Consider the following 16,316-nt stretch of genomic DNA (forward strand, 5'->3'; position numbering starts at 1 on the left):
TTTTTATAATCTTGCTGCTCCGCTTTTTCTTGCTGCCTCTCTTATCGCTTCAGCTACATTAGATGCAACATTTTTGTCTAATGCATATGGAATTACATTGTCCTCATTTAAGTCTTCATCTTTTATCATAGAAGCTATAGCGTAAGCTGCTGCAATTTTCATTTCTTCATTAATTTCTCTTGCCCTAACATCCAATGCTCCTCTAAATATTCCTGGGAATGCAAGCACATTATTAACTTGGTTAGGGAAGTCTGATCTTCCTGTTCCAATTACTCTAGCTCCTGCTGCTTTTGCGTCATCTGGCATTATTTCTGGAGTTGGGTTTGCCATTGCAAATAGTATAGAATCCTTATTCATGGATTTCACCATGTCTTGACTTACTATTCCTGGTGCTGAAACTCCTATAAACACATCTGCACCTACTAATGCATCGGCTAAAGTTCCCTTCATATTATCTGGATTGGTTACCTCTGCAAGTTTCTTCTTAGCATCATCTACATTTTCTATTCCTCTGTAAAGAATACCAACCTTATCACATGCAATTAGATTCTTTACTCCTGAAGAAAGTAATAGTTTAGCTATAGCAGTTCCTGCAGCCCCTGCACCATTTACAACAACCTTTATGTCTTCTATTTTTTTATTAACTACTTTTAAAGCATTTATTATCCCTGCAAGAACAACTATTGCAGTTCCATGTTGATCATCGTGGAATACAGGTATATCAAGTTCTTTCTTTAATCTTTCTTCAACTTCAAAGCATCTTGGAGCTCCAATATCCTCTAGATTAATTCCACCAAACCCCGGAGCTATCATCTTTACCGTTTTCACTATCTCATCAACATTCTTTGTATCTAGGCATATTGGAAATGCATCAACATTTGCAAACTCTTTAAATAATATTGCTTTACCTTCCATAACTGGTAACCCAGCCTTAGGCCCTATGTCTCCGAGTCCTAATACTGCTGTTCCATCTGTAACTACTGCAACTAAATTTCCTTTTGAAGTATACTTATAAACGTTTTCTTCGTTCTCATGAATCTTTCTACATGGCTCTGCAACTCCAGGAGTATAAGCTAAACTTAAATCCTCTCTTGTTGTAATTTTCACCTTTGATTTTATTTCCATTTTTCCTCTATTATTTTCATGTAATTTTAAACTTTCCTCAAAATAATTCATTTTCAATCCCGTCCCTTCATTTTTTATATCAAATTTTGTAATCTTTTGTTATGAATAAATATTAACATCATCCGTTAATTATTGAAATATTTTAAACTTTAAAAACATATTATGGTCATAAAAATCTATAAATTTTATTATTAAATTTACTCAAGATTTAAATAGAAAAACCCACGACATTTCTGTCGCAGGTTTCATTCTTAGGTGCATCTGGAGAATCCCCCTACTTGAAGTTATTAGTTTAATTTTACTTAGTGATTATTTAATTCTATAGCTAAGCTAATCTGGACAGAAAATGCATTTTCCGTTTTTGTAATAATAATTTCTCCCTTATGTCTTTCGATAATTTTTTCACATGTTTTCATACCGATTCCTGTACTACTTACTGTTTTCAAATTATTATTTATTTGGTTTTCAATATAAACAAATAATAATTGGTTTTTGATATAGTATTTAACTTTAACTGGCTTGGATTTATCTGCATATTTCATGATATTAGAGAAAATATTATCAAAAACTCTTCGCATCGAAATTAGATTTACTTCTATAATAAAAGGCCTGTTGCAAGAATTAACTTGAAAATCAAACCCCTTATCTTCTAATATAAAAATTTGTTCTTCAAGTAGTTGATCTAAAAGTTCATTTCCATCAAAGGTCTCTAATTCTAAGTCATCATCATTAGTATTAAACACCATAAAGTATTCAAATAATTTATCAGAAAGATGTTTAATTTGATATGCTTTTTCTCTACTATTGTGAATATACTGTCTCAAATTTTCATCTGTCTTATATTTTTTGTATTCTATAATATCTAAATATCCTACTAGTACTGTGAGAGGTGTTCTTAAATCATGTGACATTGCTGTAATCAGTTCGCTATTTGCTAACCTTGCTTTATCTTCACTTTCTAATCTTCCTATAAATGATTTTCTCATCTCATTAATGCCTTGAGCCAAAGAAGAAAGCTCGTCATTCCCATTAATAGTAATTTCGTGAGTTAAATTGCCCCCTTCAAGTATTTTTATTTCACTCTCAAGCATTCCAATATACTTTGTTTTTCTTTTTATGAAAAGTAACATAATTGTTATAAAGCAAACAAAGGAAATTGCACTACCCAAAAAGCTTACAATATAATAATACTTGTACTCAAAAAAGCATTCCATATACATTTTTGCATTCGTATCAGTAAATGCAATATCATAAAGGGCTTTGCTTGGCAAAATTATTGAATTTTCCTCATGTTCTTCATAATCAATGGTTGAATTATTCCTATTAGAATCATAAACTAATTTATTGTCCTTATAAATATAAAGATTTACGTATTTCTCTTTACGAACCCATTTTGTTATTTCATCATGATCATTTATTGTTAAATTGTTATCTAATATATATCCTCTAAAATCGGATATGGCTTGATTTTTTTGGTTGCCCATAAAGGATATTTTATTAAAATGATTATCTAATATATTCTCCCCTATTGTTTGAAATAAAAAGAACATAGCAACAGATATAAGAAATGAAAATATTAAACATAGAATTAATTTAATTTCTAGTTTGGTGCATAAAAAGTTCTTATTCAATCCTGTACCCCTTTCCCCATACTGTTTTTATATATTTAGGGTTCTCTGGGTCCTTTTCCAATTTCCTTCTCAGGTTTCTTATATGTACCATAATTGTATTGTTGCAGGAATAAAAATAAGGTTCTTTCCAAACACTTTCATATAAATTTTGTGCTGAAAATATTTTTTTTCGATGCTTTGCCATGAGCATCAGGATGTTATACTCAATATCTGTCAGTGTAACTTCCTCCTCATCTATTGATACTTCTTTTGAAGCTGTATTTATTGTTAATCCATTTATATTAATAAGATCAGTTGACTCAATTCTATCTTTCCCTTTATATACATAATACCTTCTAAGCAGCGCTTTGACTCTTGAAACCAATTCAGTATATGAAAAGGGCTTTGATAGATAATCATCACTTCCCACAGAAAATCCCATGCATTTATCTGAATCTTGAGTTTTAGCAGTTAAAAACAAAATAGGAGCACTTGTTTTTTCACGAATTTCAACACATGCTTTAAATCCAGACTTTCTAGGCATCATTATATCAAGTATGATTAAATCTATACTTCCATCAACTTTGATTACAGCATCTTCACCATCTACAGCTTCTATTACATTATAGCCCTCACTCTCCAATAAAACACGGACTATTTCTCTTATCTCATCGTTATCATCTGCTATCAAAATATTCTTCATAGTATTCATTGAATCTACCTCCACTTTATTATTAGTATATACTGCAATATAGTTTAAATCTATATTATTTAAATGATTTAAGAATTCTTAAGAACTCTTAAGATTTATCATAGGCAAATCTTAAGATGTTTCTAATAAACTATTAATTAAAGTAACCTAGGAGGAAGGACTAAACAATTATGAATAAATCTAGAAAACTTTTAATTTGCAAAATATTGCTAGCTCTATTAGGTCTTTTGACAATTATATTAGCGTTAAAATATTTACCACTTATGCTTGAATTGACTGTATCACTTGATAAATTTAGGAATTATATAATTTCTCTAGGAAGTTTTGGATCTGTTGTTTTGATTTTTTTTCAAATACTACAAACCATTATTGCTCCAATTCCTGGAGAGGTAATTCAAGTTGCTGGTGGATATATTTACGGTGTAACCTTTGGTGTAATTTATTCAACAGCAGGGCTGCTGCTTGGAGCTATTATAGCTTTCTACTTTACCAGGCTTATAGGTGCCCATTTTATAGAAAAGCTAATGAATCGGAAAAATTGTCAATGGATGATTGATATTATGGACAGTAAAAAATTTTCCATTATTTTATTCATTGTTTTCCTAGTTCCTGGACTACCTAAAGATTTTTTAATATATGTTGCAGGATTAACACCTATAAAGCCATTAAGGTTTTTTGGAATTTTACTCATTAGTAGATTTCCATGGCTTTTAGCATCTGTAAGTATTGGTTCCAATCTTCATTATGGCAATTATATGTCAACAATAATAATATCACTGATAGCCATAGCATCATTTATTCTAGGAATACTTTACAAAGATAAGCTTATAAGTAAGTTTTCATATAGTAAAAATGATAAAGAATCTTATAAAATTGATTAATTTAATTTAGTTAACGAGGAGTGAGTATATGTTAAAAACGTCTATACCAAATTTACTTACATTTACTAATCTATCATTAGGAATTCTTTCAATACTTGAAACTTTTAAGGAAAATTACTTTTTAGCTGCTATATTCATAATTACTGCAGCTTTAATAGATAGATACGATGGTAAAATTGCCAGGTTTCTAGATATATCTAGTGATTTAGGAAAGGAGTTAGATTCCTTAGCTGATCTAATTTCCTTCGGAGTGGCACCAGCTTTTTTAGTATTTATTAAGTATAACTTTCTTGATTCAAATCATGTGGGAGTGCTTGGTGGTTGTTTTCTATTGTCATATATTATGAGTGGTTCTTATAGATTAGCAAAATATAACACAAGTCAATTTGATGGTATTTTTACCGGAGTGCCCATAACAGTTGCAGGTTCTATTATTGCATTATTTTCATTAGCTGCACCTGATAATAGTATTTTTTCTATACTTTTATCAATTGTTTTATTGACACTTCTTGCTTATCTTATGGTCTCAAAATTTAAATTTAAAAAAATATAACCTAATAATGAAAAACCGTGTTGGATTTCTCCAATACGGTTTTATGTATTCGTAGGTTTCATTGGTGGAGGCGAGCTATGGGTTAAGAGGCTTTGGCAAAGCCTCTCTAAACAGTATGGTCATCAAGCATTTCTACTCCATTAAGTTTCCTTAGAAGCTAAAAAATTATCATATGCCTTTTTCGCTTTTTTTGCCCAATATCCATTTAAGATAGCACCAATTGCAAAAAATACAACCGGAATTACTCTCATAAGCATGAATGGAAACTCAAACCAAAAGGCATCCCAAAATTCCGCTCCTTGCCTTTCCCAAAGACCCGGCGTTAAAAAAAACAGATCGGATATATTAAACTTAACACTTGCGAGTGTTATAAATATTACTAAAACCATCCAAGTAAGCCATGCAATATAGTTTCGTTGCAATCTTATATACCTCTCTGCCTTTGATTTATCATCTGAAAATATATCAGATGTAGCATCTTCTGACACTTGTAAAAAGTACTGCTTTCCAGACCCTTGGTGTCCATAAATGTGTTTCCAACCACTGTCTTCAAATATAGAAACATAATCTAAGAAATCTGCTTTTTTATTAATAATACGATAATCCACCTTATAACAACTACTATTTGTAGTAGCTTCTTTAAAATGATATATTCCAAAAGCAGAGCGCTTTACAAACTCAAATCCTTCTTTTGCCATATAATTTAGATATTCTTCTTCCTGCTCAAAATGGGCAAAACGCTTAAATTGTTTCACTTTCATTTCCTCCTAAAAACCAGATTCTTCTGCTATTTTAATAAGATGTCTTAATCTCATTGTCTCAAGCTTTAAAACTTCGTGACCAGTATCTGTAAGCTTGTAGACCTTTCTTCGAGCATCTTCTGACTTTACTGACTCAATTAGCTTTTGTTTTGTTAGGTTATCAAGGGCACCGTACATAGTTCCGGCAGCAATCCTAACCTTTCCATCACTCATTTCCTCCACCTTTTGCATTACACTATATCCATGTCCTGCTTCTTTTAGTGCAAGCATAATGTAAAAAGTAGTCTCTGTTAGCGGTAAAAACTTTGTTAAATTCATTTTTATCCTTCACTCCTTGTATCAATCACAACTATACAGCTTAAATATATAGTTTAACTATATAGTAATACTATATATCGTTCAACTGTATATGTCAATAACAAAATAAAAAAGCTGTAATTTATTTTATTAATAAATACAACTTATCAGTTAAATACTATTTCAATTGGTTCTGATGAAACCTATGATGTAATTCTTTCTATAAATTCTTCAGGAAAATATATTGTTTATAATAGGGATTATCACCATACCAAAAATATAAATAGTTTTATTGGCACAATGGCTACTTTAATTGAATATTAATATAATGTCTACATTAAAAGAAATGAGGTGATGTTTGCAGTGAAAAAACTAAAAAAAATCCCATTGATGTTATTATTAATTGTAATGATTTCATCACTTGGGGGTTGCTCAAAGACAGTATCCGAAAAACCAAAGGAACAAATAAAAAAGGAAGATATCAAAGAAACAGAAGTTACTACAAAACCTACTTCAGGATCCATATCTGATGATTTATATCGCTATGAAATATTGCTAAATGGTGTAGCATATTCTCTTCCCACTTCATTTTCTACCTTTGAAAAAAATGGTTGGGTAGGTAAAGATTTTGGTAGTGATAAATTAGACCCAAACCAATATACCATAAGAACCCTACAAAATGGTGAACAAACTATAATAGTTAAAATGGCAAATTTGGATATAAACGTTTCACCAATACCCAAATGTTATGTTGCAGGAGTTACCGTAGAACCGGATAGTAAAAATCAAGGACCAACTGTCTCTATTGCAAAAGGAATTACTATAGCTTCTACCTATGATGAAGTTATTGCAGCTTATGGAAAGCCTTCTAATGAATATAAGGGAGGTACTATAAATAAACTAACCTACAAATCCGGTTCATACTCAAGTTATGATATTTCACTTGATACTAAAACTAATAAAGTATATTCTATTGAGGTACAAAATATAATACCCCCTACAAAAACACAAACTAAACCTGTTAGTACAGAACTTCCTACAGTGGTTAAAAACTATAAGGCACCTTCAAGTATAGGCAAAGATTTATTCTCCTTTCAAGTAAAATATGGTGGTAATTACTATAAACTACCGGCACCTATTACTGAGTTTGAAAAAAACGGTTGGGTACTTCAATCAAATCCTGATGAAGTAATCCCCGCTAAGTCTGGTGTCGTAGGTGTTGAATTAAGAAAAAGCAATCAAGTTCTAAGAACTCAGATTGAAAATTATAGCGACAAAGCAGAACCCTTAAAACACTCTTTCGTTACTTATATTGAATACTACAACAACGGTGCACAAATCCCTTTAGAATTACCTAAAGGAATATCAGAAAAATCCAGCATAGATGAAGTTATTGCAGCTTATGGTCAACCTACTAAAATAGATGAAAGTGCATCCTTCAAGTATTATATATATGGAAAAGTATTTAGCGAAGTTGTCTTTGTAACTAATAAAGGAAAAATTGAAAAAATCGAAGTAAATTACTCGCCAAAGAACCTAGATTAAAAATCATAACCACCGGCTAAGCCGGTGGTTTACTAATAAAAAAATTGCATCTTAATAAATTTCTTTAAAACTATCAATAAGCTTTTTTATATCTTTTTTATCATCAATCCATTCTTCAGAATATCCGCATTCACAGCATAGATATCTTGTTACCTTTACAGCACTTAAAACAGTAATTCCAGTCATGATATTATTTCCAGAGCCATATGCTCCTGCATTACCTGGAATTCTTAAAATAGATTTTGAATCGCATTTCGGACATATTCCTGTATTTTTCATATGAACCTCCCATAGTACAAATAATCTTTTAGCACCGATTCTATTACAATTATATACCAATTTATCTATTAATTATATATAACTCCTTAATACCGTATTATTGAATTTTTAAAGAACGTCCTTTTAGTATTTAAAATTTATATATTTTGTTATATCCTTTAGTCAATTAATAATAAATGATGCTAGTACACTGTATGAACGTAAAATAGAAAAAGGGCAAAATTAAATGCCCTTTTCATATAACAGCTATTTTTAATTTTTACTTCACATCAGCTAGCTGGTCTAACTCTCTATGTTAAGTACCACAAAAAGTTCGGTAAGGACGCTCTGATTTCTCAGGCAGTGTGGCGTACTCAGCCTGTTTAGCAGAGTGAGCGTAGGGACATGAAAGAACATCTAAAAGCCTCTCCATTATGCTGTAATCTCCATGTTTCACCGCAGCTTCCAGTGCCTCTTCTACCCTATGGTTGCGAGGAATGACTGCAGGATTACTCTTTTGCATCAGCTGCTGAGCAGAGGCCTTTGGTTCCTGCTGCCTGCCTAGTCTTGCCTGCCAAAGCTCATACCACTGAGTAAATTCTGTGGTGCCAAACAGCACTGTATCCTCTAACTTTTCAAATGTTAATCCACGGAAAGTATTGGTATAGTCCGCACCGTACTTATGCATCATTCTTAAGAGCTCTTCAATAAGGGACTCATCCTGAGGTTCTTCGTTAAAGATTCCAAGCTTTGCTCTCATTCCCGCCAGCCAATTACTATGATACAACTCATCAAAATCTGAAATTGCATCCTGTGCTAGTTTAACAGCCTGGTCCTCATTGTCATGCAGCAGCGGCAATAGTGTTTCAGCAAATCTCGCTAGATTCCACAAGGCAATATGCGGCTGATTTCCATAGGCATAACGACCATGTCTGTCAATGGAACTGAATACCGTAGCTGGATCATAGGTATCCATGAAAGCGCAAGGGCCAAAATCAATGGTTTCTCCACTAATAGTCATATTGTCGGTGTTCATCACCCCATGAATAAAGCCAACAAGCTGCCACTTGGCAATCAATATAGCCTGACGCTTTACCACTTCCTGAAGCAGAGAAAGATAGCGGCTCTCACTAGCATCAACCTCTGGGAAATGTCTTTTCAATGCATAATCAGCCAAGGCCCCAAGCTCCTGAGTAGTTGTGAAATTTGAAGCATACTGGAAGGTGCCCACGCGCAGATGACTGGCAGCTATACGGGTAAGAATTGCACCAGGCTGCTCAGTTTCACGCATTATTGATTGCCCAGTTGTCACCACCGCTAAGCTGCGGGTGGTAGGAATATCAAGGGCATACATTGCTTCGCTGATGATGTATTCACGCAGCATAGGTCCAAGGGCAGCCCTGCCATCACCTCCACGAGAGTATAGGGTTTTACCTGAACCCTTAAGCTGAATATCAAACCGATTGCCCTTAGGAGTTATCTGCTCACCAAGCAGCACAGCTCGGCCGTCTCCAAGCATAGTAAAATGTCCAAATTGATGACCTGCATAAGCCTCTGCAATAGGTAAAGCACCTTCAGGAATCTGGTTACCAGCAAACACGGCTGCCCCATCATTACTTTCTAGTTCCTTAAGATTCAGCCCTAGAGATGCTGCCAACGGATGATTGAGAACGATCAACTTCGGTGATGGTACAGGGGTTGGCCTTTGCCTGGTAAAAAATGATTCCGGCAGACGAGCATAACTGTTGTCTAAGTTCCATCCTGTTTCTATTATTACTTTTTTCTCTGTCATGGTATCTCCTTTTCTTCTTCTATCTTTTTGTATCCTAGCTTTTTCTTTTACATAAAACAAAACTCATAGCTATTCTATGATATTTTTAGTATCCGCTTCTGAGAGTTTATTATACCCTTGGCTCCCGCTAATTCTTTACCCTGCGGCAGCATTTACTTTTAATAATACTTGCTGCCATAGATAAATTTTAATGAAAAATACCCTGTAAATTTATTCGTCAAATTATACATAGAAAAACCCTACAAGGCAGACTTTTTTTAGTTGTCTACTCGCTACTGGATAAATATTCATTAAGTGGATTTGATTTCTATATGAAAATTATGTATAATTTATGTATAAGAAGGGAGGAGATTTTTTGAAGAATTTGAAGAATTTCAAAGTAAAAAAATTACTGATATGTTTATTTGTTAGTTTATGTATTATTCAGTATCCGCTTAATTGCTTTGCTAAAGCACCTACAACTAATTTAACTAGTGGGACAAGCGAATCTAATGATATTGATACTGGTATAGCAAACTTAAACTATAATAGAAACGAGGTTTTAGCAGTAAGTGGCGATAACGTAGAAAGTTTTGTTCCAAAAGAAGGCTTAAATTCAAAAGATAAATTTATAGTGGTGGAACGTAATAAAAAATCACTTACAACTTCACCAGTGGATATTTCAATTATTGATTCTATGACTGATCGCACATATCCAGGAGCATTACAACTTGCAAACCGTGATTTTGCGGAAAATCAACCTAATATATTAACGTGCAAGAGAAAACCTTTAAATATTAGTATAGATTTACCAGGTATGAGAAAAGAAAATACAGTAACTGTTCAAAACCCAACGTATGGTAATGTATCTGGAGCAGTAGATGAATTAGTATCTACTTGGAATGACAAGTATTCAAAAACACATACTTTACCTGCAAGAACACAGTATTCAGAATCTATGGTTTATAGTAAATCTCAAATAGCAAGTGCTCTTAATGTTAACGCTAAAGTTCTTGACAATTCACTTGGAATTGACTTTAATGCTGTAGCAAATGGAGAGAAAAAAGTTATGGTTGCTGCATATAAGCAAATATTTTATACCGTAAGTGCAGAATTACCTAACAATCCATCAGATCTTTTTGATGATAGCGTTACTTTTGAAGAATTAACTCGTAAAGGTGTAAGTAATTCAGCACCACCTGTTATGGTGTCAAATGTAGCTTATGGAAGAACAATTTATGTAAAATTAGAGACAACCTCTAAGAGCAAAGATGTAAAAGCTGCCTTTGAAGCATTAATTAAGAATAACAATGTAAAATCTAATGCACAATACAAAGATATTCTTGATGAAAGTTCATTTACCGCAGTAGTATTAGGCGGAGATTCAAAAGAACATAACAAAATTATCACAAAAGATTTTGATGAAATACGAAATGTAATTAAAGATAATGCAGAGTTTAGTCCTAAAAATCCAGCATACCCAATTTCATATACAAGTGTTTTCTTAAAAGATAATTCAGTTGCTGCTGTCCATAATAAAACAGATTATGTTGAGACTACATCAACAGAATATTCTAAAGGTAAAATACTTCTTGATCATTATGGTGCATATGTTGCCCAATTTGAAGTATCCTGGGATGAATTTTCATATGATGAGAATGGAAAAGAAATACTATCTCATAAAACATGGTCAGGAAACTATCAAGACAAAACGGCTCATTACTCTACAGTAATACCACTTCCAGCTAATTCAAAAAATATAAGAATTATGGCAAGAGAATGTACAGGCCTTGCATGGGAATGGTGGAGAACAATTATTGACGAACATAATGTTCCATTATCAAACGAAATAAAAGTTTCAATTGGAGGAACTACATTATATCCAAAAGCTAATATTAGCTATTAGTCAAGAGAGACCCCCTTTTGGTTTCAGTATTTAACATATCACAAAAGGGTGTCTCTCTTTATATTTATTATAATGCTTTTCTTCATATCTACATATTCAGCTATAACTTCATCACAATCAACATAAGTTTTATCCTTTATTTCTTTAAAATCTTCTTCCTTCCCTAAGACTACTACATATCCTCAATTATCTTTATACTTATTTCTATCAGCTCCGTATTCCATGTCTAGCATTTGCAATATTTCTTCAATAGTTTCTTGTACCTCCTGTGGCAGGAATATTACTTTTCTTGTTCTTTTAAGTAACTAACTTCTTTCATCGCTATTATATCCTTTATATAAAATGAAAAATACTCCTACTATATTTTTAGTTTTCATTATAACTCTAAAAGTTTTGATTACTGCTATTTACATGAAAGCAAAAGGTGCTATATAATCATATGATGCATGATTTGTAAGTGAGCATAAAGTTGGACGTGAAACTCAATACACTCTTCAACCAGAGCCACTGCTGAAACTGATAAGTAAATCTTATAATACTTAAGTAAATTCATTAATAGTAAAATATATTAATTACAAGGAGAGAAGTCAAATGAAAAGAATTATTCCTGAAATATTTGTTGAAAACTGCAAGGAGGCACTAGAATATTACAAAGAAGTGTTTGGCGGAGAAATAAAAAATGTTCAATTAGCAGATGGAAAGCCAATGTTTAAAGGTTTTGAAGGCAAAATTATACATTCAGAATTACATGTTAATGCTGATTGCATAATGTATCTGTTAGATATATTGACTGATAGCCACAAAAGACCAAATGGTAGCTTATTACTTGAATTAGAAAGCGAAGAAGAAATAAACAGATTATACTCAGCACTTAGTAAGAATGGTTCAGTAAAATTTGAATTACAAAAAACTTTTTGGGGTGCTTACCATGCAGTAGTAACTGATTATTACGGTAATACATGGGGCCTAAATTATTCTGCAAGATAGATAACTTGGACTTACTTTATCACAGTAAGTCCTATTTTATTAAGTCTATTTCAATGATATTGACGATATTAGTATTATACTAAACCCCAAGTCCTTCAATGCTTTCACACAAAAAAAACTCCGTTATTTATGGTATAGTTCACCGTATCACTCTCAAATAAGTTTTTTCCATTTTACTCTTGTGTATATATTCTACATAATTATGGTATAATTCTAAAGTGCAAATATAAAATTTCCGTAGTGGGTGGCTACGGGGGTTTTGAACGTTTTATCCTCCTGGGTTATTGTGAATTACTTCACTATAGCTAGGGGGTGGTATTGGATATGTTTGATACTTTTATAAAGTGTATATCAGTCATTTATGTAATTAGATTAATTCTAAAACATAATCTTTTTATACATCATTTAAAAATTAAGATTAAATTTCTTGGTCTTGATATAGAAGTTAAAAGCAAAGAAAAAAGTGCTCCATCCTCGCAAGATTAGCACTTCTTTCTAGAAAATTTACTTAATTAAATTCATCCAATAGCCCTAAAACAAAATAAATGTTCTAAGACTTAGCTTAGTGTTGACGCACTAAGCTTTTCTTATTTATATTATATCAAATTTTTATAAAAAATAAACATATATATTCTTATTCTATAAATTCCAATTTATATTTCACTTAAAATATTAAAACTTATATCCTTTATACGCCTTTTATCGTAACATTTTTTTGTAAATATTGTATATCTAAATCTTTTACCATATTACTTATGATACGGTATCTTCATGTATAAAAACAGATGTACCAACGTAATATAAATGGCTACAGCTATAAACCGCATTTACTTGTGGTACGCTTCTCCGTTACACCCCCAACGGAGGTCGTTTTACATAAAATTATTTCAACTTATATTCTAAAGTGGTTTTACATAAATATTCTTAGATAATGCTCTAAGTTTATTCATATCTAATATATATATTTTTTTATCATCATATTTTATAATTGATTTTGATTCCATTTCTTTAAAAGTTCTATTTAGATGTCTGTATGTTGTCCCTAAAAATTGAGCAATTTCTAAATATGATGAATTTAAAATTATATAATTTTCGTCTGTATGTTGTTCAACTAAATAACTAGCTAATCTATTGATAAGTGGATATACAAAATTATATGAGCTATTATTAATCGTTCCATAAAGTTTTTCACTCAAAGAATCTACCAAATGGTGTAAAAGTTTTATATTATCAAAATATTTTTCTCTAAGTATAGCTGCAGGTATTGCTATCAAATAAGTATCTTCTACTGCATCAATATTGCAAAGGATAGGAATATCTTTTAAAAGTTCTAAATCTCCTATAGTATTAAAATCTTTATAAAACTTTAAAGTCATTGATTTTCCATTTTCAAAAGGATAATAAATTTTAATTTTACCATCTACAAGTAAGTAATAATATTCAAGATTTTCCCCTGATTCTAATATATACTCTTCTTTTTCATAGAAATGAAGTTGTGCATATTTTAATATTTCACAATCAAACCTCTGTTCTATATTATGTTTTTTAATATACTGCTTTATAAGCCTAACATCTGAAATTCTTCTCATAAAACCTCCTAACATGACTAATGTCATGTTCTAATTGTTATAAATATATTATTTTATTTATAACGACTTGTAAAGGGGTGAACGAATTTGAATAAGTATAGAAATTTAGCTGTTTTAAACGGTATTCTTCTTGCTATAATGATATTTTTAAATGGCGCTCTATCAGAAAGGATAGGTTTATATATTAGTACATTAATTTACCACGTCTTAGGACTTCTATTAATTTTACTAGTATCAATAGTAAGAAAAAATAAACTTCCTAAAATCAGTAAAATACCTGTTATCCTTTTTCTACCAGGTATACTAAGTGTTTTAGTCATATTCTTAAATAATCTATCTTCATACAAGATAGGGATAACACTTACCGCAGGTATGGGGCTATTTGGACAACTTGTAATATCTGCATTAATAGACCATTTTGGATTATTTGGTGTTCAAGTTAACAAAATGAGAACAAAAAAAATACTAAGCTTTTCACTAATCATAACAGGTTTAATTTTTATGATTTTATTATAAGGAGGTGCATATAATGTATATATTTTTTTCATTTTTGACAGGAGTATTAATTGTTACAAGTATGATATTAAATGGAGAATTATCTAAGCGTATAGGTATTATAAATAGTGTAGTTATAAACTATTTAACTGCTACATTAGCTTCTATTATTTTTTATTCTATTACGTTAAATTTTATATCAAATACTACTACTATAGCTAATACTTCTTTAGTTTATTTTCTAGGTGGAGTTATAGGTGTTTTAACTACTTATATATTCAATGTAATAGTTCATAAAATACCAACAGTATATACAGTTATACTTCGCTTTATAGGTCAAATGCTTACAAGTTCAATTATAGACTATTTATACTTCAATATTTTTTCTATAGGAAAAGTAGTAGGATGTGTGCTATTTTTAATAGGTATTATACTTAATGCAAAATCTGATGAAAACTATAAACAAAAACAACTTAAATTACTTAATAATTAAATTATTTATATAAAATTTGGAGGATATATTATGAAATATGAAGTTATATTATTTGATGCAGATGAAACATTATATGATTTTAAAAAATCTGAAAGAGAAGCATTTAAAAATACAATGCTTAAGTTTAACATAAAATATGATGAAAGTTATCATTTAAAAATTTATCAAGAAATAAATACAGTTCTATGGAAAGAGTTTGAACAAGGACTTATTACACAAGAAAATTTAAAAGTAGAAAGATTTAAAAGATTATCAGATAGATTAGAGGTAAATTTTGATGAAACTAACTTTGCAAAATTATATATGGAGTATTTAGCCGATGCCTCATTTTTATATGATAATAGTATAGAGCTTATAGAAACTCTAAACAGGTCTTACAGACTTGCTATAGTAACTAATGGTCTTACCTTAGTTCAAGATAAAAGAATCAGAAAATCTATTATAGCAAAATTTTTTGAGACTATAGTAATATCTGAAGAAATATTAATATCGAAACCAAATCCTGAGATTTTTGAACATGCTTTAAAAAATATAAATTTCTTTGATAAAAACAAGGTTTTGATAGTAGGAGATAGTTTAAGTTCTGATATACAAGGTGGGATAAACTTTGGTATAGATACCTGTTGGTATAACCCTAACAAAATTATAAATGAAACTTCAATAAAACCTACCTATGAGATTTCTAATTTTGATGAGCTTAAGTCTTTGCTACTTAATTCATAAAAATATTTATAAATAATAGCAAAAAGATATAGAATTAAATCTAATTCTATATCTTTTTAAATATTTGATAAACCGCGCTCCCTTACTTGTGATACGGTTCTCCTTACCGTAAATAAAAAAGCCTAGATTTCCCCATATACAATATAATTAATATTATTTCAACTTCAAGTTTTAATTATTCAATTAGATTATTATACCTTCAAAATGATCCATTTCATGTTGAATTATTTGTGCTATAAATCCAGTAAACACTTGCTTTTGCTTCTTAAAATTTCTATCAAGATACTCCACCTCTATCATTTCATATCTCTTTGTTTTTCTAAATCCAATTAAAGATAAACAACTCTCTTCTGTTTCATAAAGCTTTTCTTTCTTTAATATAACTGGATTTATCATAGGCACAATAAGGTTGCCTGCAGTAAATACCAATATACGCTTTTTTACTCCAATCATATTACCAGCCAATCCAACACAATTCTCTAAGTTTGCTCTGACGTGATATACTAAAGTTGTAACACTAATGCCGAATAATCTATTATAATAAGATTTAAGAAAGTGGTGTTACAAATGGCAAATAAAAAATATGATAAAGTATTTAAACAAAAGATAG

Annotated in this window: 16 protein-coding genes and 1 pseudogene; 8 read left to right on the top strand and 9 right to left on the bottom strand. The window is 30.9% G+C overall.

What is annotated here, in order from left to right:
- Nucleotides 1-3: 3 nt before the first annotated feature.
- The 3 genes from CRN98_RS15905 to CRN98_RS15915 form a co-directional block, all read right to left on the bottom strand.
- The gene (locus CRN98_RS15905) at nucleotides 4-1,176 is read right to left on the bottom strand and encodes an NAD(P)-dependent malic enzyme (RefSeq protein WP_097028412.1); all 1,173 of its coding nucleotides are present in this window, start codon (nucleotides 1,174-1,176) and stop codon (nucleotides 4-6) included.
- A gap of 251 nt (nucleotides 1,177-1,427) precedes the next feature.
- A complete protein-coding gene (locus tag CRN98_RS15910) occupies nucleotides 1,428-2,756 on the bottom strand; it encodes a sensor histidine kinase (protein ID WP_097028413.1) in 1,329 nt (442 codons plus the stop codon).
- Nucleotides 2,749-3,438, bottom strand: a complete 690-nt coding sequence (locus CRN98_RS15915) for a response regulator transcription factor (RefSeq protein WP_097028428.1) — start codon at nucleotides 3,436-3,438, stop codon at nucleotides 2,749-2,751. Before CRN98_RS15915 ends, CRN98_RS15910 begins: the two co-directional genes overlap by 8 nt.
- Nucleotides 3,439-3,617: 179 nt before the next feature.
- Here CRN98_RS15915 and CRN98_RS15920 point away from each other — a divergent pair, with 179 nt between their 5' ends.
- Nucleotides 3,618-4,328 carry a TVP38/TMEM64 family protein gene (locus CRN98_RS15920; protein ID WP_097028414.1) on the top strand — a complete coding sequence of 237 codons (711 nt, stop codon included), beginning with the start codon at nucleotides 3,618-3,620 and terminating at the stop codon, nucleotides 4,326-4,328.
- 28 nt (nucleotides 4,329-4,356) lie between these two features.
- Entirely contained in the window at nucleotides 4,357-4,881 is a 525-nt protein-coding gene (locus CRN98_RS15925) for a CDP-alcohol phosphatidyltransferase family protein (RefSeq protein ID WP_097028415.1), read from the top strand.
- 140 nt (nucleotides 4,882-5,021) lie between these two features.
- On the opposite strand, the gene CRN98_RS15930 is transcribed toward CRN98_RS15925, so the two are convergent.
- Both CRN98_RS15930 and CRN98_RS15935 read right to left on the bottom strand, forming a co-directional pair.
- Nucleotides 5,022-5,636 carry a DUF2812 domain-containing protein gene (locus CRN98_RS15930; RefSeq protein ID WP_179632210.1) on the bottom strand — a complete coding sequence of 205 codons (615 nt, stop codon included), beginning with the start codon at nucleotides 5,634-5,636 and terminating at the stop codon, nucleotides 5,022-5,024.
- Between the two features lie 12 nt (nucleotides 5,637-5,648).
- A complete protein-coding gene (locus tag CRN98_RS15935) occupies nucleotides 5,649-5,960 on the bottom strand; it encodes a PadR family transcriptional regulator (RefSeq protein WP_097028417.1) in 312 nt (103 codons plus the stop codon).
- Nucleotides 5,961-6,302: 342 nt separating this feature from the next.
- Between CRN98_RS15935 and CRN98_RS15940 the strand changes: the two genes are divergently transcribed.
- Entirely contained in the window at nucleotides 6,303-7,484 is a 1,182-nt protein-coding gene (locus tag CRN98_RS15940) for a hypothetical protein (protein ID WP_097028418.1), read from the top strand.
- 51 nt (nucleotides 7,485-7,535) lie between these two features.
- On the opposite strand, the gene CRN98_RS15945 is transcribed toward CRN98_RS15940, so the two are convergent.
- Both CRN98_RS15945 and CRN98_RS15950 read right to left on the bottom strand, forming a co-directional pair.
- Nucleotides 7,536-7,763 (bottom strand): hypothetical protein, encoded by a 228-nt coding sequence (locus CRN98_RS15945; protein WP_097028419.1) that lies wholly within the window; start codon nucleotides 7,761-7,763, stop codon nucleotides 7,536-7,538.
- A 295-nt stretch (nucleotides 7,764-8,058) separates the two neighbouring features.
- On the bottom strand, nucleotides 8,059-9,534 hold the full coding sequence (locus CRN98_RS15950; protein ID WP_097028420.1) for a protein adenylyltransferase SelO: 1,476 nt from the start codon (nucleotides 9,532-9,534) through the stop codon (nucleotides 8,059-8,061).
- Nucleotides 9,535-9,889: 355 nt separating this feature from the next.
- Between CRN98_RS15950 and CRN98_RS15955 the strand changes: the two genes are divergently transcribed.
- Nucleotides 9,890-11,419 carry a thiol-activated cytolysin family protein gene (locus CRN98_RS15955; protein WP_423237108.1) on the top strand — a complete coding sequence of 510 codons (1,530 nt, stop codon included), beginning with the start codon at nucleotides 9,890-9,892 and terminating at the stop codon, nucleotides 11,417-11,419.
- 591 nt (nucleotides 11,420-12,010) lie between these two features.
- On the top strand, nucleotides 12,011-12,406 hold the full coding sequence (locus tag CRN98_RS15960; protein ID WP_097028422.1) for a VOC family protein: 396 nt from the start codon (nucleotides 12,011-12,013) through the stop codon (nucleotides 12,404-12,406).
- A gap of 899 nt (nucleotides 12,407-13,305) precedes the next feature.
- On the opposite strand, the gene CRN98_RS15970 is transcribed toward CRN98_RS15960, so the two are convergent.
- Nucleotides 13,306-13,995, bottom strand: a complete 690-nt coding sequence (locus CRN98_RS15970; protein WP_097028424.1) for a Crp/Fnr family transcriptional regulator — start codon at nucleotides 13,993-13,995, stop codon at nucleotides 13,306-13,308.
- 87 nt (nucleotides 13,996-14,082) lie between these two features.
- Here CRN98_RS15970 and CRN98_RS15975 point away from each other — a divergent pair, with 87 nt between their 5' ends.
- From CRN98_RS15975 to CRN98_RS15985, 3 genes are read left to right on the top strand one after another with little or no spacing between them, the layout of a single operon-like run.
- The gene (locus tag CRN98_RS15975; protein WP_097028425.1) at nucleotides 14,083-14,511 is read left to right on the top strand and encodes a DMT family transporter; all 429 of its coding nucleotides are present in this window, start codon (nucleotides 14,083-14,085) and stop codon (nucleotides 14,509-14,511) included.
- Nucleotides 14,512-14,524: 13 nt separating this feature from the next.
- Entirely contained in the window at nucleotides 14,525-14,983 is a 459-nt protein-coding gene (locus CRN98_RS15980) for a DMT family transporter (RefSeq protein WP_097028426.1), read from the top strand.
- Between the two features lie 30 nt (nucleotides 14,984-15,013).
- Complete coding sequence (locus CRN98_RS15985) at nucleotides 15,014-15,706, top strand: YjjG family noncanonical pyrimidine nucleotidase (RefSeq protein ID WP_097028427.1); 693 nt, start codon at nucleotides 15,014-15,016, stop codon at nucleotides 15,704-15,706.
- A 183-nt stretch (nucleotides 15,707-15,889) separates the two neighbouring features.
- Here the strand turns inward: CRN98_RS15985 and CRN98_RS15990 are convergent.
- A pseudogene (locus CRN98_RS15990) lies at nucleotides 15,890-16,213 on the bottom strand (peptide deformylase); the annotation flags it as partial.
- Nucleotides 16,214-16,316: the final 103 nt, after the last annotated feature.

It is taken from the genome of Clostridium peptidivorans (genome assembly GCF_900205925.1).
GTDB lineage: Bacteria > Bacillota > Clostridia > Clostridiales > Clostridiaceae > Clostridium_AK > Clostridium_AK peptidivorans.